This window comes from Acinetobacter sp., assembly GCF_050285345.1.
GTDB lineage: Bacteria > Pseudomonadota > Gammaproteobacteria > Pseudomonadales > Moraxellaceae > Acinetobacter.
In genome coordinates, this window is sequence record NZ_JBLZXR010000033.1 from 1 (window position 1) to 23302 (window position 23302).

General features: G+C 40.6%; 18 protein-coding genes and 1 pseudogene. 14 read left to right on the forward strand and 5 right to left on the reverse strand.

Features of this window, described 5'->3' with window-relative positions:
• Positions 1-119: pseudogene (locus ACN6OV_RS03070) on the reverse strand (peroxiredoxin); the annotation flags it as partial.
• Between the two features lie 536 nt (positions 120-655).
• On the opposite strand from ACN6OV_RS03070, the gene hrpA reads away from it, so the two are divergent.
• The 8 genes from hrpA to ACN6OV_RS03110 all read left to right on the forward strand — a co-directional run bounded on the left by hrpA (position 656) and on the right by ACN6OV_RS03110 (position 14860).
• On the forward strand, positions 656-4579 hold the full coding sequence (hrpA, locus tag ACN6OV_RS03075; RefSeq protein ID WP_427949555.1) for an ATP-dependent RNA helicase HrpA: 3924 nt from the start codon (positions 656-658) through the stop codon (positions 4577-4579).
• A 30-nt stretch (positions 4580-4609) separates the two neighbouring features.
• Positions 4610-5725, forward strand: coding sequence for a beta-ketoacyl-ACP synthase III (locus ACN6OV_RS03080; RefSeq protein ID WP_427949557.1), 1116 nt, complete (start codon positions 4610-4612; stop codon positions 5723-5725).
• Positions 5726-6178: 453 nt separating this feature from the next.
• Positions 6179-8212, forward strand: coding sequence for a hypothetical protein (locus ACN6OV_RS03085; protein ID WP_427949559.1), 2034 nt, complete (start codon positions 6179-6181; stop codon positions 8210-8212).
• A gap of 89 nt (positions 8213-8301) precedes the next feature.
• Positions 8302-10017, forward strand: coding sequence for an AAA family ATPase (locus tag ACN6OV_RS03090; RefSeq protein ID WP_427949561.1), 1716 nt, complete (start codon positions 8302-8304; stop codon positions 10015-10017).
• Between the two features lie 153 nt (positions 10018-10170).
• Positions 10171-11157, forward strand: a complete 987-nt coding sequence (locus ACN6OV_RS03095; RefSeq protein WP_427949563.1) for a potassium channel family protein — start codon at positions 10171-10173, stop codon at positions 11155-11157.
• Between the two features lie 196 nt (positions 11158-11353).
• Positions 11354-12274 carry a LysR family transcriptional regulator gene (locus ACN6OV_RS03100; RefSeq protein ID WP_427949565.1) on the forward strand — a complete coding sequence of 307 codons (921 nt, stop codon included), beginning with the start codon at positions 11354-11356 and terminating at the stop codon, positions 12272-12274.
• A gap of 301 nt (positions 12275-12575) precedes the next feature.
• A complete protein-coding gene (locus ACN6OV_RS03105; protein ID WP_427949567.1) occupies positions 12576-13586 on the forward strand; it encodes a diguanylate cyclase domain-containing protein in 1011 nt (336 codons plus the stop codon).
• A 104-nt stretch (positions 13587-13690) separates the two neighbouring features.
• The gene (locus tag ACN6OV_RS03110; protein WP_427949568.1) at positions 13691-14860 is read left to right on the forward strand and encodes a CynX/NimT family MFS transporter; all 1170 of its coding nucleotides are present in this window, start codon (positions 13691-13693) and stop codon (positions 14858-14860) included.
• 55 nt (positions 14861-14915) lie between these two features.
• On the opposite strand, the gene ACN6OV_RS03115 is transcribed toward ACN6OV_RS03110, so the two are convergent.
• Positions 14916-15368: a DUF441 domain-containing protein gene (locus ACN6OV_RS03115; protein ID WP_427949570.1), complete on the reverse strand. Its 453-nt coding sequence runs from the start codon at positions 15366-15368 to the stop codon at positions 14916-14918.
• A gap of 168 nt (positions 15369-15536) precedes the next feature.
• Here ACN6OV_RS03115 and ACN6OV_RS03120 point away from each other — a divergent pair, with 168 nt between their 5' ends.
• Entirely contained in the window at positions 15537-16244 is a 708-nt protein-coding gene (locus tag ACN6OV_RS03120; RefSeq protein WP_427949572.1) for a pseudouridine synthase, read from the forward strand.
• 142 nt (positions 16245-16386) lie between these two features.
• On the opposite strand, the gene ACN6OV_RS03125 is transcribed toward ACN6OV_RS03120, so the two are convergent.
• The 3 genes from ACN6OV_RS03125 to ACN6OV_RS03135 form a co-directional block, all read right to left on the reverse strand.
• Positions 16387-16830 (reverse strand): N-acetyltransferase family protein, encoded by a 444-nt coding sequence (locus ACN6OV_RS03125; protein WP_427949573.1) that lies wholly within the window; start codon positions 16828-16830, stop codon positions 16387-16389.
• A gap of 97 nt (positions 16831-16927) precedes the next feature.
• A complete protein-coding gene (locus ACN6OV_RS03130) occupies positions 16928-17275 on the reverse strand; it encodes a type II toxin-antitoxin system RelB/DinJ family antitoxin (RefSeq protein WP_427949575.1) in 348 nt (115 codons plus the stop codon).
• A 112-nt stretch (positions 17276-17387) separates the two neighbouring features.
• Positions 17388-18293: a pseudouridine synthase gene (locus tag ACN6OV_RS03135; protein ID WP_427949577.1), complete on the reverse strand. Its 906-nt coding sequence runs from the start codon at positions 18291-18293 to the stop codon at positions 17388-17390.
• Positions 18294-18426: 133 nt separating this feature from the next.
• Between ACN6OV_RS03135 and tsaE the strand changes: the two genes are divergently transcribed.
• From tsaE to ACN6OV_RS03160, 5 genes are all read left to right on the forward strand, one after another.
• On the forward strand, positions 18427-18906 hold the full coding sequence (gene tsaE, locus ACN6OV_RS03140; RefSeq protein WP_427949579.1) for a tRNA (adenosine(37)-N6)-threonylcarbamoyltransferase complex ATPase subunit type 1 TsaE: 480 nt from the start codon (positions 18427-18429) through the stop codon (positions 18904-18906).
• A complete protein-coding gene (gene mutL / locus ACN6OV_RS03145; protein WP_427949580.1) occupies positions 18896-20914 on the forward strand; it encodes a DNA mismatch repair endonuclease MutL in 2019 nt (672 codons plus the stop codon). The genes tsaE and mutL overlap by 11 nt, the downstream gene beginning before the upstream one ends.
• Positions 20915-20920: 6 nt before the next feature.
• Positions 20921-21865: a tRNA (adenosine(37)-N6)-dimethylallyltransferase MiaA gene (gene miaA / locus ACN6OV_RS03150; RefSeq protein WP_427949582.1), complete on the forward strand. Its 945-nt coding sequence runs from the start codon at positions 20921-20923 to the stop codon at positions 21863-21865.
• Positions 21866-21957: 92 nt separating this feature from the next.
• Positions 21958-22488, forward strand: coding sequence for an RNA chaperone Hfq (hfq, locus tag ACN6OV_RS03155; RefSeq protein ID WP_427949584.1), 531 nt, complete (start codon positions 21958-21960; stop codon positions 22486-22488).
• 68 nt (positions 22489-22556) lie between these two features.
• Positions 22557-23069, forward strand: a complete 513-nt coding sequence (locus ACN6OV_RS03160) for a helix-turn-helix domain-containing protein (protein ID WP_427949585.1) — start codon at positions 22557-22559, stop codon at positions 23067-23069.
• The last annotated feature ends 233 nt before the right edge of the window (positions 23070-23302 follow it).

Here is a 23302-nt window from a genome sequence, read left to right on the forward strand (position 1 = left end):
GGGTAGAAGAATACAACAGACCATTTACCTTTAAGATCAGCTTCAGTTACTTCGATGAATTGACCATTTTGGAATGCAGTTGCTTTAAACGGTTTAACTTCAGTATTAATTAAGCTCATCATTGTCTCCATGATTGAGGTTTGTTTTTGATTTCCAATAGGGTACAGAAAATTTCCTTATTGCTGAAACAGTATTTTTACATAACTAAGATCGGAAAATCCGAATTAATAAATGTGTACTAATTTCCCAATAGACAAGTCTCTTGTCTCATTTAACCCAAAAAAGATGTGGATTAGATGACAGGAACTCCCCCTTAAATGTCCTGAACAAACATGGTGGCTAGGAATGGAAAAATCAAGGGTATTGGAAAAAAATAATGGGTGATTCTTTTTTATAGCGTGAATTGTTTGTATACCTTTAATATTGCAAGGGTGAGAAGTATTGCTTTAATTTTGTGCTATTTGATCGTTTCCCGTGTTTAGGTCATCTAAGCGAGTCGCAAATTGATAATCTAATTTAAATCTAGCCTATAGCAGCCTTCGAATATTATGAATTAATTCTGGATTGCCCAAGTTCTTTATAAGAGGTGCATTGGGAATCCAAATAAAACCGAGTAGAATATTGTGCTTTAAGATAGTTTTAGGGCGTACTCTTGGTGGCGAAAGATTTAAATGTAGACAATATGGTGATGGTGCGAGATCTTCACCGTTTAAATCGATTGCGTAAGGGGAAAGACGCCAACGAAAAACAGCATCAAGAACTGTTTGAAAAATCCAATACTAAAGTGCGTGAACGTTTCGCACGTATTCCAAATATCAAACTGAACCAAGACCTGCCCGTTACCCAATATGCTGATAAGTTGATTGATGCGATCCAAAAGCATCAAGTGATTATTGTGGCAGGTGAAACGGGTTCGGGTAAAACCACGCAGTTGCCGCAAATTGCTATGCTTGCAGGTCGTGGTTTAACGGGTTTGATTGGTCATACTCAACCCCGTCGACTAGCTGCTCGTAGCGTTTCGCAACGTATTGCAGAAGAAGTGGGCGAAAAACTGGGGGAGTCGATTTCTTTTAAAGTCCGTTTTAATGAGCAAGGTTCGCAAGACTCTTTAGTTCGTTTAATGACGGACGGTATTTTATTGGCTGAACTGGCCAATGACCGATTCTTAACCAAATACGACACCATTATTATTGATGAAGCGCATGAACGTTCGCTGAATATCGACTTTATCATGGGCTATCTCAAGCAGCTCTTGCCACGCCGTAAAGATTTAAAAGTTATCATTACTTCGGCAACTTTGGACGTTAACCGTTTCAGCAATTACTTTAATGGCGCGCCGATTTTTGAAGTGGAAGGGCGCAGTTTTCCAGTTGAACTTCGTTACCGTCCTATTTCCGAAATGAATATTGGCGGCAGTGATGATGATGAGTTTGATGATTTTGAAGAAAATTTACCACGCGCCGTGGTGTCTGCGGTTGAAGAGTGTTTACAGGATGCACAAGAGAAAGGGCATCCCGAACATGCGGATATCCTGATTTTTGCCAGTAGAGAGCAAGAAATTCGTGAATTACAAGAAACCTTAATTAAACACGGTCCACGTCATACCGAAGTGTTGCCACTATTTGCTCGTTTGGCTTTGGCAGAGCAGCAAAAAATCTTTAACCCAGCTGGCAGTGGACGACGGATTATTATCGCCACCAACGTAGCGGAAACTGCACTGACGGTACCGAATATCCGTTATGTGATTGATAGCGGTTTTGCCCGCATTTCACGTTATAACTACCGCTCTCGTGTTCAACGTTTGCCAATTGAGGCGGTGTCGCAAGCCGCAGCAAATCAGCGTAAAGGCCGCTGTGGTCGTATCGCGCCGGGTGTCTGTATTCGACTGTATTCAGAAGAAGACTTTATGAGTCGTCCTGAATTTACCGAGCCTGAGATTAAACGCACCAACTTGGCATCGGTGATTTTGCAGATGCAAAGTCTCGGACTTGGATCTTTAGAAGATTTTGATTTTATTGAGCCGCCAGATCATCGTTTGGTGAATGATGGCCGTAAATTATTGATTGAACTGGGTGCATTAAAAGAAAAATCTTCGAAATCAGTTCAAGTCGCTTCAGAAATCCAAGCAAAACAGGGCAACCGACATGTCAATAACAAGGATGGTGTATTAACCAAAATTGGTCAGCAAATGGCGAAAATGCCGATTGATCCGCGTCTCGCGCGAATGATTTTAGGCGGTGCGCATTTTGGTGTGCTAAATGAAGTCTTGGTCATTGTGGCGGCATTGGCTGTGCAAGACCCGCGTGAACGTCCTGCGGATAAGCAAATGCAGGCTGATCAAAAACATGCGTTATTCCGTGAAGCAGATTCCGACTTTCTGTTTTATACCAAGCTATGGGATACCTTGCACTCAAACCGCGAAAGTATGAGTGAAAATAAGCGCCGCACCTTTGCGCGCAATCATTTCCTCAGTTGGTTACGCTTGCGCGAATGGAAGAAAACCCATGAGCAATTGGTCGATTTAGCCAAAGGTTTAAAGCTGTCGTTCAATGAAAAGAAAGCCAGCTATGAAAATCTGCATCGCGCCTTATTAACTGGCCTGTTATCTTTCATTGCCAATAAAACTGATGAACGCAATGTCTTTATGGCAGTGCGTCAGCAAAAGGCACGAATTTTCCCTGCATCGACCTTGCATAAAACCAATACGCCTTGGGTGATGGCTTTTGAGATGGTCGAAACCTCTCAGGTTTATATTCGAACGTTGGCGAAAATTGAACCTGAATGGATTTTATTGGCTGCTGGCGATTTGTTGAAGCATCATTATTTTGAACCGCATTGGTCGAAAAAAGCTGGTGTAGTAAATGCCTATGATCAAATTTCTTTGTTTGGTTTGATTATTGAGCCGCGCCGTCCGATCAATTATGAAAAGGTGGATCAGCCTGCAGCACATGAAATTTTCTTACGTGATGCGCTGACGACTGGAAACCTAGGTTCGAATCCGCCATTTTTAAAACACAATTTATTAAAACTCGAAGAAGTTGAGCGGGTAGAAGACAAGCTGCGCCGCCGCGACTTGGTGGTGGATGAAGAAACCATTTACCAGTTCTATGCGTCTAAAGTGCCTGAGGATGTTGCGAGTCGCCGTAGCTTTGAAGATTGGCGCGCAACGGTAGAACCTAAAAATCCATGGTATTTATTTATTGATGATGATGCGTTGTGGCTGAATGATCGTCCAACGACGCAGCAATTTCCAGACTATTTGCGTAATGGCGAACTGCGTCTTGCTGCCAGTTATCGTTTTGACCCAAGTCATGATGAAGATGGGGCAACGGTGAAAATCCCTCTGCAAGCCTTGCCGCAGGTGGATGAAAATATCTGGTCGTGGGGGATTCCGGGCTGGCGTCAGGATTTAATTGAAGCTTTACTCAAAGGCTTGCCGAAAGATAAACGTCGTCATTTAGTGCCGATTCCAGATACTGCACGTAAATTGTCTGCGCGGATTGATGCGGTGCATTTGCAGCAGCATATTTTCAGCTTCTTGGCTTTCCAACTCCGTGGTGAGCAAATTACTGAAAAAGACTTCTCTTGGGAGCGGGTTGAGGAATATCTGTTGCCTCTAATTAAAGTCATTGATGAAAAAGGTCGCGTGATTGAACAGGGACGTGATCTGGATGAACTCAAAGCACGTTGCCGCACAGAAACCCATAGTCCTGTTAAACAGTTAAAAGGTGAATTTAAAAGCTTCCCGGAAAGTTTTGTCTTTGAAGCATCGCAGAAAGTCACAGGTGTGGTGGTTAAACAATACCAAGCCCTTGTACCGACCAAAGACTTTGCCAGTTTGGATGCCAAAGATGAATCGGGTGTAGTGATCCAAACTTTTAATGATCAATTTGAAGCGGTTAAACAGCACCGTGAAGGGATCATTCGTTTGGTGCATATGCAGTTGGGTGACTTGGTTCGTCAACTGAAAAAACAGATTTCTAAACCATTGGCATTGGCGTATTCCCCTTTAGGGGATAAGGCAAAACTTGAGCAAATGTTAGTTTATGCCACACTGCAGCTTTCAATAAATGAGCTTCCTGTCAATGTGCAGGAATATCAAAAGCTCATTTTAAATGTAAAAAATTCTTTCTTAATTCATGGTCAGCAAGCTTTGGCTGTTTTGAGTGAAACTTACATTCAATGGCAGGAAATACGCCGGAAATTGTTGGTTTTAGATGATTCTATCTTTGGAAAAAATATTGATGATATTGAAGATCAGCTCGATTTGATGCAACTTTCTGACTTTGTGTATGGCAAAACTTCCGATGTGTGGCTTGAATTTCCACGATATTTAAAGGCATTAATCTTGCGTTTAGATCGTTTGCCAAATAATCTACAAAGGGACAATTCTGCCATTGATCAAGTTGACCCGTGGATGGAAAAATTATTCAAGTTTAAAAATGACACTCGCCTTAAAGAATTGTATTTCATGGTTGAGGAGTTACGCATCTCTATTTTCTCTCAACCTATGAAGACCAAGATGCCAATTTCTCCATCCCGCTTACAAAAAGTATGGGATAAGCTTGGAATCAGTTAAGATATCGGTAATTTAAAGAAGGAGTTTTACATGGGCATCCGCATTACGGGTACAGGTCTTTATCATCCAGAAGACGTAATCACTAACGAAGAGTTAGTTGGAGCTTTAAATGCTTATGTGGAACAGTACAATAGCGATAATGCTGAAAAAATTGAAGCTGGCGAGTTAGAAGCGCTTCGTGGTTCAAGTGCTGAATTTATCGAAAAAGCATCGGGTGTAAAAGCACGTTATGTTGCAGAAAAATCAGGTATTTTAGATCCAAAACGTTTACGTCCAGTGTTGCATGTACGTTCAAATGATGAATTATCGATTCAAGCTGAATGGGGCGTAGCGGCAGCAAAACAAGCGATGGAAAATGCAGGTGTGACTGCAGAAGACATTGATGTGGTGATTCTGTCTTGTTCAAATATTCAGCGCGCGTATCCTGCGGTTTCTATTGAAATCCAGACTGCGCTTGGTATTCAAGGTTATGCATACGATATGAACGTTGCGTGTTCAGCCGCAACTTTCGGTATTAAGCAGGCTTATGATGCGATCAAAGCAGGTGCGCGCCGCGTACTGCTGGTGAACGTAGAAATTACTTCTGGCCATACTGATTTCCGTTCACGCGACTGCCACTTTATTTTTGGTGACGTTGCTACAGCTTCAATCATTGAAGAAACCGAAACTAAAGCGGGCTTTGAAGTATTAGATATCGATCTATTCACTCAATTCTCAAATAACATCCGTAACAACTTCGGTTATTTAAATATGAGCGAAGTGGATGCAGACATTGACAACTACCGTTTCCGTCAAGACGGTCGTAAAGTGTTTAAAGAAGTTTGTCCTTTAGTTGCGAAAATGATCACCAAACAATTGGAAGATAACAAAATCGCGGCAACTGATGTAAAACGCTTCTGGTTACATCAAGCCAATGCCAGCATGAATGAATTGATTTTGAAATTGGTTGTGGGTAAAGAAAATGCGCAACCAGACTTAGTGCCAATTATTTTGGATGAATTTGCCAATACATCTTCTGCGGGTGTGATCATTGCATTACACCGTACAGCAAATGAAGTGAATGATGGCGAATACGGCGTACTTTGCTCATTCGGTGCGGGTTACTCAGTTGGCTCTGTACTAGTGCAAAAACACAACGCTGCATAAGACATTTTTTGTATAGTCGGTTGAACATGATGCACAGTGGATCAAGCACTTAAATGTTTTATCCAAAATGTATTTGACGTCGACGTATACAATACACCTAAAATGGCTATGGTCAGTATTACTGATCATGGCCATTTTTATTTGCCTGATTGATGTGGCGTAGTTGAAAAACACCCTAAAACAAATACTATTTTTTCAGTTTTGCTGAGACAAAGTCTTGCGGAAATTAACAGCATTGAAGCATTCAAAGGCCAAACGCTATCGTGATGAACTTCGACCAGATATCTAGCAAGCGATTGAATAGCTAAAGATTTTTATACTGAGTAACGTGTGGAGATGGTTGAGTGTCTCGGTAACTTATTGAATAAAGTGAATTTAATTAATAATAGTAGTCTAATCATGACAGATTGATTATATTCATTTGCAGTTTAAAAAAATCAAAATGGGCGGGCGATGGATCAGGATGATTTAAAACCGCAGTTTGAGCAAATGGCTCGGCAGTTAATACGTATTTCACCCCTATTACACCAACTCTATCAAGATCAAGTTGCGCTCGTTACGATGATGAATGCGCAAAATCTAGTTAAATTTGATGCTGAACATCATCAAATCCGTTTATGTAATGGACTTTGCTACATTCAACTGCAAACGACAGCCGCTTTAAGTTTTCAATTTCCCCCAAGTCCATTTCAGCCGATTAAAATTGCCACATTTCATGCTCAGGCTGCTACATCTGAGCTACTTGAAGAGTTCTTTTTACAGGATATTCATTTTTGTACTGGAGATTTAAGGCCGCAGCATTCTCTCTACTTACGCAACAAAGCCGCACAACTACGTCAGCTCATCTTGCAACAAGTCTTTCAAACATTGGATGCTTGCACACGTGTAGCACAATTTTTTGAGCAGATGGATGATGTACAAGCTGAGATCATTGATCAATGGATGCAAAAGCAGGATATTGATCAACCTCCAATCATGCATGATTTTGTGCAGCGTCATGAGCACAAGCAGCAAGCGCTGCCGACAAAGGTGATTGCGTTATTTGAACAGTTATTTACGCTGAATAATTTCACCGAGCCAACACTGTTGCCGCTTCAAGTGCTGATGGAAAGTTTGGATGAATTCTGTTTTGCTGCGCCACAGTTTTTGGATCCAGCTATTTATCGCATCATGAGTTTGACCTATGAAGAACGTTTTAGCTTGCATGAGTTAAATGAACATGTAGATGATGTGATGCTTTTACTCAATCATGCACAAGAGCGACCTAATTTGCTTGGCTTTGTGCGTTTAATGCAGCGCAATGTTTGGTGCCAACAAGATGTCTTGAGTCAGCGCAGTTTTCTGCAATCGACAGTCATTTGGCAAAAGAAAGTTGGCAAACAGCCCTTACTTGATAATAAACGAGCCGTCCGTTGGCTGTTTAAACAATCGGCTGAAGTGCTGGATTGGCTGAGCCGAAATATTCAACATAGTAGCGTGCGTGTCGCTGTGATGGCTTTGAGTTATGTCGATACACGGCATACCCATCCGTCAATTATTTTGGCGACGCTGCAATATTTTCAATTCATTGCTGCGAAAATTTTTATTCAAAGTTGTTATGACAGCGCGATAAAGCAAGACTGGTTTAATCTTGAAAATCGGCATCAGTTTGTATTACAAGAAAAGCGCCAGTATCTCGATGATCATCGGATCGCGATTAGTCCATCGATTTTATATTTAGATGAATGGTTGCAGCTGATGCGACAGATAGCGGCAATGGATGATGTGGTGATCAAGAAAGTCTGTCAGCCTTTAAGCCGATTGATGCAGGCTTATCTACAGCATTTAAATCGTTGTACCGCACATTTACCGAATGAATTGATTGCATATCTGCATCCTGAGCATCAAGAAAATCGTGATTTCTTCAATGTGTTACATCGACATCACATTCAACTCAATGAATTCCGTCAATTATTTTATTTAAAGCATCACAATTTGCGGGTGACAGTATTTGATTCCTATGTACGTGATTATCTCAGTGCGGTGATGACACAAAAAACTGATGTACCAAAAAATGTGAGTTGGAAAGGTTTATTTCATCAAGCAAGGCATTGGCATGATCAGATGCATCAGCAGGAGATATTAAGCAAACTGAAAAAGAATTTTGCTTCAGTTGTCTGGACTGCACGCACACGAACGCAAAATTTAATCTTTGAAAATTGGTTTTTTGAAGAACTTAAAACGATTGATCGCATCATAGAAGAATCACGCCGTTTTCAGCATTGTTTGGCAGCCAGCTATAGTGAGCGAATTATTCGTGAAGAATATGTTGCTTTTCATATGTATCATCATGCCCAATCGCAATGTATGACGTTGGGCTGTGTTATTCAAAATCGGGCCTTGGTTTTTGATCAACTGGAATATGCCAATAATGCCAAAGCGGATGAAATAACTGTAAATATCGCACAGCGATTTGTCAGGTGGTTCAATCAGTTAGAGCATCGCTAATGGATTTGCTCCATGCATTTGGCATTGCATGCTTAACTTTTGAGGCAAAAATCGTTAGGCTATAGCCGTTATTTTACGGTATAGGTCTTATGAAACAGGAAACTGCACTCAAGCTACTCAAAGCAGGCGAAAATGTCTTTTTAACAGGTTCAGCTGGTGCAGGGAAAACATATACCTTAAATCAATATATTAATTATTTAAAAGTGCGCAAAGTACCTGTGGCGATTACTGCCTCAACAGGGATTGCAGCGACCCATATGAATGGTATGACCATTCATACTTGGGCAGGGATTGGCATTAAAGATGCCATTTCTGAAGATGAATTGAAGCGCCTGAAAGAACGCAAATATTTAAAAGAGCATTTGGAAAATGCCCAAGTTTTAATTATTGATGAAATTTCAATGTTGCATGCCAAGCAGTTGAACTTGGTCAATAAAGTCCTGAAATTTTTTAAAGACAGTGAAGAGGCTTTTGGTGGCATTCAGGTGATTGTCGCAGGGGATTTTTTCCAGTTGCCGCCTGTAGGACGTAATGGTGAACGCAATCGGGATAAATTTTGTTTTATGTCCGAAGCATGGGTCGAAGCCAAATTTCGCGTGTGTTATTTGACAGAACAGCACCGTCAGGGCAATGACTATTTAAATGATATTTTAAATGCCATTCGTGCCCAGCAAATTGATGCCAATCATATTCATGCTTTGCAGCAAACTCGGACTCAAAATATTGGGGACACGTTTACCCGTTTGTATACTCATAATATGGACGTGGACAGTATTAACTTTAAGCATCTGAATGAAATTGAACAAGAGTCACGCCAATTTGACGCGCAGTGTGATGGTAACGACAAACTGATTGAAACATTAAAATCCTCGGTGCGCGCGCCTGAAACCCTAACTTTAAAGAAAAATGCCAAAGTGATGTTTGTCAAAAACAACTTCGATGTGGGCTATATCAATGGTAGCTTAGGTGAAGTGGTTGGCTTTGAAGATGACGATGAATATGGCATTTTACCTAAAGTCAAACTGACTGATGGAACGACTTTGGTGGTTGAGCCTGAAACATGGTCGGTGGATAATGATGAAGGTAAAACTATTGCCAGTTTCCAGCAAATTCCACTGCGTTTGGCTTGGGCCATTACCATTCATAAATCACAAGGGATGACCCTTGAAGCTGCAGAAATTAACCTGACACATACTTTTGAAAAAGGTCAGGGCTATGTGGCTTTGTCACGCTTAAAAGCTTTAGATGGTTTACGTTTACTGGGCTTTAATGATCAGGCTTTAGAACTGGATAGTTTGGCAATTAAAGCCGATCGACGTTTTCAGGAATTGTCCGACGAAGCAGAAACCAATTTTGCAGATAGCGACTTGACCGTTCAACATAAAGCATTTATTCGACATTGTGGTGGTACGTTGAATGAAACTGAAATTGAACGGAATGAAAAGAAATTGGCGAAAACGGGCAGTAAGCAAAGTTTTGCCACAGCGACACTGGATCAAACACGTGAATTGTTTGAAGAAGGTTATGAAATTTCAGATATTGCGGTTGAACGCGGTTTAACGCCTGCGACCATCATCAACCATTTGGCACGTTTACAAAAGGATCAGGGCCTGGATATTTCCGTGGCCAATCCCGGCGAAGATGTGGTGGAACAAGTTCGTAAAATTTATAAACGGCTGGCAAAACGTCAAGATCCAGCACATTACAATGATGATGGTTCAATTAAACTGCGCCCAATTGTGGAGTTAACCAGTCCACGTATGGGTTATGACCAAGTGCGTTTAGCCTTGTTATTTGTGGAGTAATTTCAAAACCAATGATCTTACTTTTATGATTTGATCGGAGCATTTCCGATCAAATCATCTTGAATGATGTTTGGGTTGAGTCATTTCAAATTATAAATTTTGGCTAAGTTTCAGTTAAACTACGCAGGTCTATTTCAAACATGACCGAAAATTATGACATTTAGCGCATGGTATACGCTGCGAAAGTTTGTCTATAACAACCTACATAATGATGATTACGAAACACAGTTTAGCCGTGCGTTAAATTACCTATTGATTTTGCTGATTTTAGGTAATGCCAGTGCTGTACTATTAGAATCAGTCAATGATATCTATTTGTCCTACAAGATATTTTTCGATACGTTTGAAAATATTTCAATTGTCATCTTTAGTACGGAATACCTGCTCCGTATATGGTCAATCGCGGAAAAAGATCCCTTTCATTCGGCTTGGCGTAACCGTTTCACTTGGTTGAAAAGTGGCGGTGCAATTATTGATTTATTGGCAATCTTACCTGCCTATCTCAATTTCTTTGTTCATTTTGACTTACGTTTCTTACGCATCCTGCGTTTATTGCGATTGTTAAAACTGACACGTTATTTTGTATCTCTCCAAATCTTATTAAGAGTGATTGAACGTGAAAAAGGTTCCTTCCAAGCAGTCATCTTTATTTTATTTATTATGATTATCATGGCTGCTGCCGGTGTGTATCTGGTGGAAAGTCATGCACAACCTGAAGCCTTTAGTTCTATTCCTGCCTCGATGTGGTGGGCGGTGGTGACATTGACTACGGTAGGTTATGGAGATGTCACGCCAATTACACCGTTAGGGCGTATTCTAGGTGCGATGATTACCATTCTTGGGGTCGGTTTGGCGGCTCTACCCGCGGGGATCTTGGCCAATGGTTTAGCGCATGAACTGGAACAGCGTAAGCAACAACTGGAGTTACATTTTCGTGAACTCATTCAACATAGTGATATCGACTTTATTTTGGAGCCTGAGAAAATTGAGGAAGTTCGAAAATCGGTTGGCCTGACCAATGAACAGACGCAAGATATTATTTTAGAACTCTTAAGAGAGCAAAAAGAGGAAGAACTCAAGCAGGAGCGTGAGCAATATGCCTATTGTCCGCATTGCGGTAAAAAGTTGCCTGAACTTTAGATAATATTTTATTTTTTCACAAAATAGAGCGTATTGAGCGATAAGGCTGTTCATTCATGAGCGTTATAGAACGCAGCTGTTGTAAAAATAGCTAAATAAAATTCAGAGTGAATATATCTCATGAATAGCATGATAGAATGAAATATATTCATTTAAGCTGAGTGCCGTGTCTCAGTGATCTATTTTGGAAATTGCTATGCTGGAATTACGTCACCTCAAAACATTATTGGCTCTCAGAGAACATGGTTCATTGGTGGCCGCGTCGAATGATTTATGTCTGACACCTTCAGCAATTTCACACCAATTAAAAGAATTAGATCATTGGTATGGGGTCGAAGTGGTCAATCGCCGGACACGACCTGTGACCTTTTCCAATGTGGGGCAGCGCTTACTGCGTTTGGCAGATGATATTTTGCCACAAGTGCAAATTACGCAATCGGATATTACCCGAATTGTGCATGGCCAAACGGGACGCATTATTTTTTCATCGGAATGTCATAGTTGCTTTGACTGGTTGATGCCACTGTTGAATGTATATCGTCAGCAATACCCAGATGTGGACCTCGATTTTGCCTCAGGTTTTGAAGCTAATCCGCATGAATTATTACAAACTGGTGAGTTTGATTTGCTGATTACAGCAGACCCGATCAGTTTAAAAGGGGTTGAATATTTTCCCATTTTTGAATATGAATCACGCCTCGTGCTTTCAAATACGCATCCCTTGGTACGCGCAACGAATATCACAGTGCAAGAGTTGGCAGAAGAAACCTTAATTACCTATCCAGTTGATAAGCATCGTTTAGATATTATGGCGAAGTTGTTTTTACCAGCAAATATTCAACCCAAACAAGTGCGTACCACTGATTTGACTCAGATGTTGATTCAATTGGTGGCAAGTGGGCGGGGGATTGCAGCATTGCCAGATTGGGTGGTAAATGAATATGAACAAAAAGGTTGGGTGACTTCACGTCGTTTGGATTGTGTTTCTCCACAAGGCCTGAGACGCACGCTGTATGCGGGTTATCGGACTGAAGAAACCGAAAAAAGTTATTTTGAAGGCTTCTTAAAGCAATTGGCGAAATTCTCACAAAAACGTCATCACTATTATTCCAGTTAAGGTTGCTTAAAATGACCAATAGTTTATTGGTTTACGGCAGTTGGGATGATGCCAAGTAAAAATTTATGTTTTAAAAGGTAAGTAATCTAGCTTAATTTTTTAGCCTTCTATTTATAGATGCTGATTTAAGGAAATTAAAACCTAAATTGAGTTGAAGTAAGGAAATGTTAAATTCCCATAATTTAAAAATGAGATTTGCATGTATATTGCAAAGCAGATGGTGTATCGCTATACAAGTGAACGAATAATTTTTAAAATTATTCAGAATTACAATTGGATGTTTTCCTTTTAGAGCTGATCTATGTCTAAAAATATTGAACCTACGCCAAGTCAACTGATGTCAGTCATCCAAACGCAGACTGCAATTGCCAAACTCGGATTGGACCTCAATGCAGTGATGACAGTTGTTGCTGAACAAGCCCAAATCATTACTCATGCCCAAGGTGCAGTGGTTGAATTGGCGGAAGAGGGCGATATGGTTTATCGTGCTGTTTCAGGTGGAGCGAGTCATTTGCTGGGGCTGCGTTTGCATATTCAAAACAGCCTTTCTGGTCTGTGTATTGAGCAAAAAAACACCCTGTACTGTCGTGATTCGGAGCATGATGCGCGCGTTGATCGCGCGGCGTGTCGACGTGTTGGACTGCGTTCGATGGCGGTTGTGCCTTTAATTCATTGTGATGAAGGGGTTGGTGTACTTAAAATTTATTCAGACCGAGTTGATGCTTTTAAAGAAGAAGATTTACATATCTTGAGTTTAATGTCGGAGTTGATTGCAGCGGCGATGTATCATGCAACGCGCTATGGCGCAAAAGAGCTATATAAATTGGCGACTCAAGACAGTTTAACTGGTCTGGCTAATCGTGCTTTATTTGTTGACTTTTTACGCCAAGGGATTGAGAAAGCACGTCAAAATAATAAGGTACTTGGCATCCTGATGATTGATATGGATGGCCTGAAGCCAATTAATGATCAGTTTGGACATCGCATTGGTGATGCAGCTTTAAAAGAAATTGCCCAGCGTATTTTGAGCGAAACTCGACAGGATGATCTTGTCGCACGATTAGGTGGCGATGAATTTGCGGTAATTCTCACCAATATTGCCAATCATGACCTGGCAAAAGCTGCAATGAATCGTATCGCTGAAAGTTGCGGTTTGCCGTTTGCCTTTGAACAAGTCAGTTTGAAAATTGGCGCCAGTATTGGCCTCGCATTATTTCCAGAAGATGCACAGTCCATCGATCAATTGGTGGAAATGGCAGATTTAAAAATGTATGCCAATAAACGTATGCGCAAACAGATCAATATTGAATGATTAATTGAATATTCATATAAAGTAAGCGCTTTTTTGACTGAATTAAAGTGCTCAAGTTGATAAGCTAATGCTTCTGAATATGGACGTGAGCGTTAGCTTTTTTAATGAAATGGATGTCTAAAGATTTATTGATTATTGCCGCAGGTTTTGTTGCTGCAATGCATATTGGTAAATTACCTTCCGCAATTCCTGTACTACAGCAGCAACTCGGTATTAGTTTAATTCAATCTGGTTTACTTCTATCTTTGGTTCAAGGTGCAGGCATGTGCTTTGCCTTGCTCATTGGTAGTTATATTCAGCGTATTGGATTTAAATTTTGTATCTTGCTGGGGCTAGCTTTATTGTCCATAGCCAGTTTAATCGGAAGCTTCTCGCACTCCATTAGTGTGTTGTTTGTATTGCGTGTAATTGAAGGTTTTGGCTTTCTATTGGTAACTTTAACTGGGCCTGCCTTTATTCGCCAGTTGGTTCCTATGGAGCGTATTAGCAGTAAAATGGGGTTATGGAGTGCCTACATGGGCGGAGGCATGGGCATTGCATTATTTACTGCGCCATTTTTAATTGCTGACTATGGTTGGCCATGGGTCTGGCTGAGTTTTAGTCTTGTAACAGCGCTATTATTTCTGATGATTGCATATTGGATTCCTAAAGCTGAGCCAGTGTTAAATAGCGTATCGGTATCTGGCTTAATTAAAGATACGTTGCGACATCCAGCTGCCTGGTTATTAGCACTCATTTTTGGTACTTATGCAGGGCAATGGTTTGCCTTGGTTGGATTTTTACCGACCATTTATGAGCAAAATCAGGTTTCACCACAACTCTCAGGTGCTTTAACTGCGAGTGTGTCGATTGCCAATGCAGTTGGAACATTTGCTTGCGGCCTAATGTTGCAGCGTGGTTTTCAAGCTAAAACTTTAGTCCAAGTTGGCTTTGGGGTTTTAATTCTTTGTTCCTTGAGTTTTTATTTATTTAAAGATCATTTACCGTTTTTACTGCAATATTTCAGTGTATTTAGTTTTTCGTTATTTGGTGGTCTGGTTGCTGCAATTGTCTTTGCGCAAGCACTGCATTTTGCGCCTTATCCTGCTGCGATTAGTACGACTGTGGGGATGGTGCTGCAATGTTCAGCCATTTCTCAGTTTGTCCTACCACCGACCATTGCAATCATTGTTTCGCAAACAGGCACATGGATTTGGGTAGGAATTTTAATGTCTATACTTTCTGTAATTGGTATTTTATTGAGTCAGCGCTTATTTAAAGCCAAAACTATTTAAAGTAGAAATAAAAGTGGATGAATTATCCACTTTTTTGAAAGCGACTCTCTCGGATTTATTTCGTACCAATTAATAAAGATAAAATACCTGCAGCAATTAAAGGCCCAACAGGAACACCGCGCAGCATGGCGACACCTGCGACAGTACCAATAAGTAGGCCCGCGACCACATCGGGCTGATTGGACATTAATTTTACCCCGCGTCCACCAAGCCACGCTACAAATATACCAATGGCGATGGCAAATAGAGATTTCCAGCTTAAAAAGGATTTTAAAATCGAGTCACCCGCAATTTTTCCACTGGCAATTGGAGTAAGTACACCAATGGTGAGGATGATAATTCCGATGTTTAAACCATATTGTTGGAGATATGGAAAAAACTCACTTAATGGTGTAATTCTAAAGACGATCAGCACCCCAGCAGCAATGGTAATTGCAGTGTTGTGACTAAAAATACCGCATGCTAATAAAACAATCAGGACAATTAAGTTTAAATCCAACTGAGACATAGGAATATTGCGAGGGAAATTGAACAGGGAGAACGATAGTTTAACCCAGATCACGGAAGTAAAGGGCGTTGGTAAAAGCTGTTATGAGTTTGTTCAATAGATTTAAGTCGTCAGCCTCGGGTCTTTCAGGCTAAAATAGCCAATGGAAAATTGAATTTAGGTTGGTTTATGTTTTTGGAAAAAATGCTGCAATCACAAGGTTTTGGTTCGCGGAAATACTGCCAGCGATTAATTAAAAATGGTGCTGTCGAAATCAATGGTGAGGTTGTAGATCATCCTAAACTTAAACTTGATTTAAAGGATTTACGTTTCAGTGTGTATGGCGAAGAATACGTGTACCGCGAACATTTGTATATTGCTCTCAATAAACCCAAAGGCTATGAATGCTCACATCAAGCGACCCATCATTTCAGTGTGTTTGAATTGTTTGATGAGGTGTTATTAAATCGTGGGTTGCAATGTGTGGGGCGTCTCGATCAAGACACCACAGGTTTGTTATTGCTCACTGATGATGGGCAGTATTTACAAGCGCTGACCCATCCGAAAAAGCATGTACCGAAAGTCTATGTTATGCAAACCGCAGATGCAGTGACGGCTGAACAAATTCAACAATTGGAGCAAGGTGTAGAGCTGCGCAATGAAAATGGCGTCTTTGCAGCAACCGATATCAAGCTGCTTGCTACCCATAAATTACAAATGACTGTGCATCAAGGGGTATATCATCAAGTGAAACGGATGCTGGCCGCAGTGGGCAATAAAGTCGAAACATTACATCGCGCGCAAATTGGCCAACTCGGATTAAATGATCTTGCTGAAGGTGAATGGATGTATCTCAGTACAGAAAAAATTGAACAATCTAAATTTCGTCAGCAATAGACTTTAACGTGTGTGGATGGCTTTTATCTTTAAATTATACCAGTGTAAAAGTCATTTCAAATCATCGAAAGATTGAAACGTTTTTGAACGCTTAAATATCTTTTCAATTAAGCGTTTAGATGTGTGCATCGCACAGATTTTTTTAGCGCATAAAATAGTGATAAGTTCTAAATTCATCGTCTTTGACGAAGCCCATAGATTCATATAATTGGTGAGAATGGTAATTATTTTTTTGAGTTTCTAAGCTAATTCTTAGAGCTTTTTCGTGTTGTGCAAACAAGATGGCGGTGTCGATTAACTGACGTGCCGAACCCTGACGGCGATAGACTGGCGTGACATAGACATCATCTAAAATGTAATAGGTTGAGCAAGCAACGGATGAAAAGCCTAAATACAGCAGAATAAAGCCTGTAATAACTTCATCTTTCAGGCAAATAAAGATAACACTTTCGTTATTTTCAAAACGTTGGGTGAGAAATTTTAGTGAAATATCAAGGTTTGAAGAGGTGCCGTAAAATTGACGGTATTCATCAAATAAAACAGCGAGAGGTTGGAGATCTACTTCGGTTGCGCGTCTAACAATCATCTTTTATATACTCCATGCTATTTTTATCTGTCTTGCATGAAGCATATCGAAATTTTGAAATTGGTTGATTTATAAATTGTTTATAAATGCGACAGTGTTAAATTTTGTCACTTTCGCCCAAAATCGCATTGAGTTCTTCAAACAGATCGAGATGGTCATCATCTAATAAAGGATCGTTATTTAAAATCTCAAGTTCGGCGGGACTGATGTCTGTATTGGCAATCGCTTGAGCCTCTTGCTGTTTCAGCTTACGTAGTTTAATCAATTGTTCAACATTGATATTTTGATTTTCAATCGAGAAGGGGATGGATTTGGTTAAAACCACTTGTTTAAAGAATAAACGCACCGCTTGCGCTGGCGTAATTCCAAGTTGTTTAAATACAGCAAATGCTTGCTTCTTTTCTTGTGAATCGAGGCGGATTTGGTAGACTTCAGTTTTTCTCATATTCTTAGAAAGCTTTTAAATACTTAACTTTTCGCATTTATTCTAATCAAAACTACCATAAATTCAATATTGTTCGATGCTATTTTATCAACTAAATGTAATGACAATCAGATTACAGTGTCAATTCATGGGCAGAACTGAACTGAAAAGTCTGTTGTGTCACAGGATCAATAAACTGAATATGCTTCGCAAGTAATTGTAAAGGTTGACTGAAATCATCTTCAGCCTTGTGTTGAACCACCGGATAAAGCGGGTCGTTTTGAATTGCGATACCGAGTTGGTTGAGATGGACTCTTAATTGATGTTGTTTGCCAGTATGTGGTTTTAATTCATATTTTGCCCATTCACCATGCTGTTCAAGTAGTTCAATGTGGGTTTCACTATTTGGCTCACCGGCAATAACTTGCATGGTGTAAAAGGGAAGGCCTTTTTCCATACGATAGTGTGTGGTCATGGGAAATTTTAAATCGGCTCGATAGCCCGCAATGGCATGATAGGTTTTTTGCACTTGGCGCGTGGCAAACATTTGTTGATACAACCCTCGGCTTTCCACACATTTTGAAATCAGAACAACTCCAGCCGTTTCACGGTCTAGACGATGAATAGGTGTGAGATGTTCAATCTGTGTCTGCCTTTTTAAACGGACCAACAGGGTTTCTTGTACATATTGTCCGGTTGGACTCATGGTCAAAAAATGCGGTTTATCCACTACAATAAAATGATCATTTTCAAATAAAATTTGATGTTCAAAGGGCACATGTATTTCATGCGCTAAAAAACGGTAATAAAACACATGATGGTTTGCTACAAATGCGCTTTCAATCGTTAAGACTAGCCCATTTTCCGCAAAGACCAAGCCATCTTGAAATCGTTGTTGCCATTCTTCGGCTGAAATATGTGGAAATTGCTGACACAAATATTCAAAGACTGTGGATGCAGTCGATTTATTGGCATCTAGGAAAACTCGGCTGGCACTGACACCATTGATCATAGCTGGGGTAAATTCGGAATGAGGCATGAGGTTGATCTAAAGCTGGATGAATATTGTGCTACATGTGTTGTGAAAAATGCTCAAACCGAAAGGCTGAGATATCAATTTTGGACGGTGCGATGCTATCATATTTAATTATTATGTACATGTTGTGAGTAATATGCAGTATTCATTCAGTCTGGATTTAAATAGTGAAGTCGATACCCAAAACTTAGCTACCGTACTGGCGACGCATTTTACTACGGGTGTGGTGTATTTAATTGGCGATTTGGGTGCAGGAAAAACCACGTTAACCCGTTATTTCCTACAACAACTAGGCCATCAAGGTGCGGTGAAAAGTCCAACGTATACATTGGTTGAACCGTACAATATTCAAGGCAAAGATATTTTTCACTTTGATTTATACCGCCTTAATGACCCTTATGAATTAGAATTGATGGGTATTCGTGACTATTTAGAAATGCCTAATGCATTGTTTTTATTTGAATGGCCATCCAAAGGTGGAGATGAAATCCCAACAGCAGACTTGGTGATTAATATTGAAAAATCAGAAGATGAGCTTAGCCGTAAAGCCACTTTAACGTCTAACTCAGAATCCCTGCAACACGCGCTGGAGCAAAAATTTAACCATGCTGAATGATCTCAGTGCCCGCCGAATTCGAACGCTTGATCCTGCTTTAGCCAACCAAATTGCTGCAGGGGAAGTAATTGAACGTCCTGCGTCTGTCGTCAAAGAATTACTGGAAAATGCTATCGATGCAGGCGCAACCGAACTGATTGTTCGTGTGGAACAAGGTGGCAGTACACTGATTGAAATTATTGACAATGGTCGAGGGATTCATCATGAGGATTTACCGCTTGCAGTGATGCGCCACGCGACCAGTAAAATTCAAACCGCTGAAGATTTACATGCGATTGTCAGTTTGGGTTTTCGTGGGGAAGCCTTGGCTTCGATTGCGGCGGTATCACGCTTAACTTTAACCAGTAGTCAAAATGATGATGGCGTGGGTTATCAGGTTGAAGTCAATGGCACAGCTTTTGACTCGCAAGAAATTCAACCTGTTGCTGCAGCGCAAGGCACAACTATTCGTGTGCAGGATTTATTTTTTAATGTACCTGCACGACGTAAATTTTTAAAAAAGCCCGGCACCGAGTTTGGACATATTGAAGAGATTGTTCGTCGATTAGCACTGACTCATTTTGATATTCGCTTTGTACTAGAGCATAACAACAGCATTAAACTGAATTTACCAATTGCAGACAGTGGCGCACTCCGTTTTCAGCGCGTGCAACAATTGTTGGGACGTCAATTTACTGAAAATGCTTATTGGATGGATGCGGATAGCATCAATATGCGTTTAAGTGGTTGGCTCGGACATCCGTCGGATGCGCGCGCGCAAGCAGATATGCAATATGTCTATGTGAATGGTCGTATTGTCAAAGATAAGACGGTATCACATGCTTTACGTATGGCGTACGACGGTATTTTGCATGGCCATCAACATGCAGCTTATTTGCTATTTATGGAAGTTGATCCAGAAAATATTGATGTCAACGTCCACCCGACTAAACATGAAATTCGTTTTTTAAATCAACGTGAAGTTCATGAATTTGTTCGCCATTACGCAAAATCCACGCTAGCGCAGTTTCAAACCGCAACGGCCGAACTTTCAACCGCAATGAAGTTGGATGGGCAAATTCCAGAAAGCCAGATTCCACAGCCAAGACATCAAGAACAATTTCAGTTACATCAAAATACGGAAACCAGTGCACCACAACATGCATTTGTCAGTCCCGACATTGCCGGTGGTTTAACGGATTTTAGTTCGCCTACACCTGTGCAATATACTTCGGACTCTGCTCAAGTAGGACTAGCTGATGAATATAAGGCTCAGCAGCTCTTAAATGGCTCAAATCAAGCCAGTCACTATAATTCCACGAATATGGGTTCAAAACAGCTAAATAATGCCTTACAGAGCTATCTAGCACCACTTCGATCATCTGACACATCAAATGATGCCGAACAGTCTTTGCAAGCACATATCCAGCAAAAAGTGGATGAGCATCCATTGGGGATCGCCATTGCACAGTTACACGGGATTTATATACTGGCGCAAAACACCGAAGGTTTAATTATTGTAGATATGCATGCCGCACATGAACGCATTGTGTTACAGCAAATGAAGTCGGCTTGGGATAAACCTGAGTTTTGGACTTCACAGCAGTTATTGATTCCTAAAGTGGTGAGTATTAATCGAATGCAAGCCATGCGGGTGGATGAGTTAAAAGAACAACTTGCACGCTTAGGGCTTGAAATAGATCAATATGGCGATGAACAAGTGATTGTCCGTGGTGTACCTGCTATTTTGCATAAAGCTGATTTTGATGCATTGATCCCTGAGTTACTGAATGATTTAGATCCAAGCGATCAAGTCGCAGGTTTATTACAAAAACGCGATCAAATTCTCGCGGGTATGGCATGTCATGGGGCAGTGCGCGCACATCGCATCCTCAGTTTGTCTGAAATGAATGCGCTATTGCGTCAAATGGAACAGACTGAATTTGCCAGTCAATGTAATCATGGTCGTCCAACATGGCGTGCTTTTCCATTGGCACAACTTGATAAACTTTTTGCTCGAGGAGAGTAGTTTTACATGTCGAATCAATTGCCGGTCATTAATTTAATGGGACCAACTGCAAGTGGCAAAACCGCGCTGGCATGTGAGCTGTATGAGCAAGGTGGATTTGAGCTGATTTCTGTCGACTCTGCATTGGTTTTTCGTGATATGGATATTGGAACGGCCAAACCAAGTAAAGCGGAATTGGCACGTTATCCGCATCACCTGATTGATATTATTAGCCCGCTTGAAGTTTATTCGGCCGCAAACTTTGTTGAAGATGCTTGTGTACTGATTGATGACATGCATGCACGTGGTGTGACCCCGATTTTGGTTGGGGGTACGATGTTGTATTACAAAGCATTGTTGGAAGGTCTGTCGTCAAATTTACCAAGTGCGGATTATGCGGTTCGTGCAGAAATTGAGACTAAAGCTGAACGAGAAGGCTGGGAAGCGGTTTATGCAGAACTTTGTCAGGTCGACCCACTTGCGGGTGAGAAATTTAAACCCAGTGACAAGCAACGGATTATTCGTGCGTTGGAAGTTTATAAGTTAACTGGACAGCCTATTACCAAGTTGCAAGCAGAGCAACCGAAGAACTTACCATACCGTTACAATTTTCATAATTACGCTTTGTTGCCGGACCGATTAGAATTACATGAGCGTATAGCCCAGCGTTTACAAATAATGTGGGACATTGGATTTTTAAATGAAGTAAAGGGTCTGATTGGAAAATACGATTTGAGTGAGAACTTACCCTCAATGCGATCGGTGGGATACCGTCAAGCCTTCGATTTTTTAAAAAATAGTGACCAAAGTAGCGAAAAACAACGAGAAATGGAGGATAAAGCACTTTTTGCAACACGACAACTTGCAAAACGTCAATATACTTGGTTAAGATCTTTGCAAGAAACGCATAAATTTACTACATATTTAACAGCGAAGCAGGCTCAAGAAGACTTGCGAAACTGCTACGGATAAAGCAAAATTTAGGGACTACCTTTTTGATAATTTTTAATTGAAAAATAAAGGTAGTTTTTGCGCTGATTTTTATTATTTTTTGGAGTTATAACATGTCTAAAGGTCAAACTTTACAAGATCCGTTCTTAAATTCTCTCCGTAAAGAACGTATTCCAGTTTCTATCTTTTTGGTAAACGGCATTAAATTACAAGGTCATATTGAGTCATTTGACCAATACGTCGTTCTTTTGAAAAATACTGTAAGCCAAATGGTTTATAAACATGCAATCTCAACTGTAGTTCCTGCACGTAATCCACGTCCTGCTGGTGCTCCTGCTGGTGCTCAAGGCGCAGCTGGCTTCGGTGGTCCACAGGGTGGTTTCGGTGGCGGTCAACAAGGCGGCTTTGGCGGCGGTCAGCAAGGTGGCTTCGGTGGTCAAGGTGGCTTTGGTGGTCAAGGTGGCTTTGGTGGTCAAGGTGGCTTCGGTGGTCAAGGTGGCTTCGGTAGTCAAGGTGGCGGCTTTGGTGGTCAAGGCGCAGCTGGCTTCGGCAGTCAGCAAGGAGGCTTTGGTGGTCAAAGTGCTGGTTTCGAAGGCGAAACAAAATTTGATGATACTCAAGATGACGAAAACAATAATCGTTAATTGAGTTAAAAAACCTCCCTTAAATGAACTGACCCCTATAAGTTGGACACAACTTGTAGGGTATTTTTATGAAATACGATTTAAAGTTCAAGCAAGCTGTCATTGCATATTATGCTCAAGGGCAGACATACTCTTCAACAGCCAAACATTTTGCAGTCAATGAGAAAGATGTTTCTAAGTGGGTAAAACAATTCGAATCGGGCGGTATAGATGCAATAAAGCCGAAATCCAGCAAGACCATTTACAGCACTGAATTTAAACTCAATGTACTCAAAGTAATGAAAAAAGAAGGCTTAAGTTTATCTGATACAGCACTCAAGTTTAATATTTCATCACCAAGTTTGATTGGCGTATGGCGTAAAATTTATAAAACAGATGGTATTCTTGGATTAAAACACAATCCCAAAGGCAGACCATCCATGTCAAAAAACAAACATCAATATATTGTTAATAAGCCTGATCATGAAAAAACACATGCTGAACTTCAACGTGAATTACAATATTTACGTGCCGAGAATGCTTACCTAAAAAAGCTCGATGCCTTGCTGAATCCCCCAAAAAAGACCAACAAGCAAGGCTGATTCATGATTTAAGTAAAGATTTTCCATTACCTTTACTGTTATCTATCGGTAATTTAGCAAGAAGTAGCTTCTATTATCACAAGGTAAAGCTTGATGTGACCGATAAATACGCAGAGCTTAAACAGCAAATTCATCAAATTTACCATCAACATAAAGTGTATTAGTTCAGATCTGATCGGACATTGATCTTGAAAAAGAGAAAGTTACCCGTTTTGATAAAGGTGTCGAAATCT

Excerpts from the sequence above, each read along its gene's own strand:
- ACN6OV_RS03080 (WP_427949557.1), top strand. The coding sequence starts at position 4,610 with ATGGGCATCCGCATTACGGGTACAGGTCTTTATCATCCAGAAGACGTA.
- ACN6OV_RS03085 (WP_427949559.1), top strand. The coding sequence starts at position 6,179 with ATGGATCAGGATGATTTAAAACCGCAGTTTGAGCAAATGGCTCGGCAG.
- ACN6OV_RS03090 (WP_427949561.1), top strand. The coding sequence starts at position 8,302 with ATGAAACAGGAAACTGCACTCAAGCTACTCAAAGCAGGCGAAAATGTC.
- ACN6OV_RS03095 (WP_427949563.1), top strand. The coding sequence starts at position 10,171 with ATGACATTTAGCGCATGGTATACGCTGCGAAAGTTTGTCTATAACAAC.
- ACN6OV_RS03100 (WP_427949565.1), top strand. The coding sequence starts at position 11,354 with ATGCTGGAATTACGTCACCTCAAAACATTATTGGCTCTCAGAGAACAT.
- ACN6OV_RS03105 (WP_427949567.1), top strand. The coding sequence starts at position 12,576 with ATGTCTAAAAATATTGAACCTACGCCAAGTCAACTGATGTCAGTCATC.
- ACN6OV_RS03110 (WP_427949568.1), top strand. The coding sequence starts at position 13,691 with ATGAAATGGATGTCTAAAGATTTATTGATTATTGCCGCAGGTTTTGTT.
- ACN6OV_RS03115 (WP_427949570.1), bottom strand. The coding sequence starts at position 15,368 with ATGTCTCAGTTGGATTTAAACTTAATTGTCCTGATTGTTTTATTAGCA.
- ACN6OV_RS03120 (WP_427949572.1), top strand. The coding sequence starts at position 15,537 with ATGTTTTTGGAAAAAATGCTGCAATCACAAGGTTTTGGTTCGCGGAAA.
- ACN6OV_RS03125 (WP_427949573.1), bottom strand. The coding sequence starts at position 16,830 with ATGATTGTTAGACGCGCAACCGAAGTAGATCTCCAACCTCTCGCTGTT.
- ACN6OV_RS03130 (WP_427949575.1), bottom strand. The coding sequence starts at position 17,275 with ATGAGAAAAACTGAAGTCTACCAAATCCGCCTCGATTCACAAGAAAAG.
- ACN6OV_RS03135 (WP_427949577.1), bottom strand. The coding sequence starts at position 18,293 with ATGCCTCATTCCGAATTTACCCCAGCTATGATCAATGGTGTCAGTGCC.
- tsaE (WP_427949579.1), top strand. The coding sequence starts at position 18,427 with ATGCAGTATTCATTCAGTCTGGATTTAAATAGTGAAGTCGATACCCAA.
- mutL (WP_427949580.1), top strand. The coding sequence starts at position 18,896 with ATGCTGAATGATCTCAGTGCCCGCCGAATTCGAACGCTTGATCCTGCT.
- miaA (WP_427949582.1), top strand. The coding sequence starts at position 20,921 with ATGTCGAATCAATTGCCGGTCATTAATTTAATGGGACCAACTGCAAGT.
- hfq (WP_427949584.1), top strand. The coding sequence starts at position 21,958 with ATGTCTAAAGGTCAAACTTTACAAGATCCGTTCTTAAATTCTCTCCGT.
- ACN6OV_RS03160 (WP_427949585.1), top strand. The coding sequence starts at position 22,557 with ATGAAATACGATTTAAAGTTCAAGCAAGCTGTCATTGCATATTATGCT.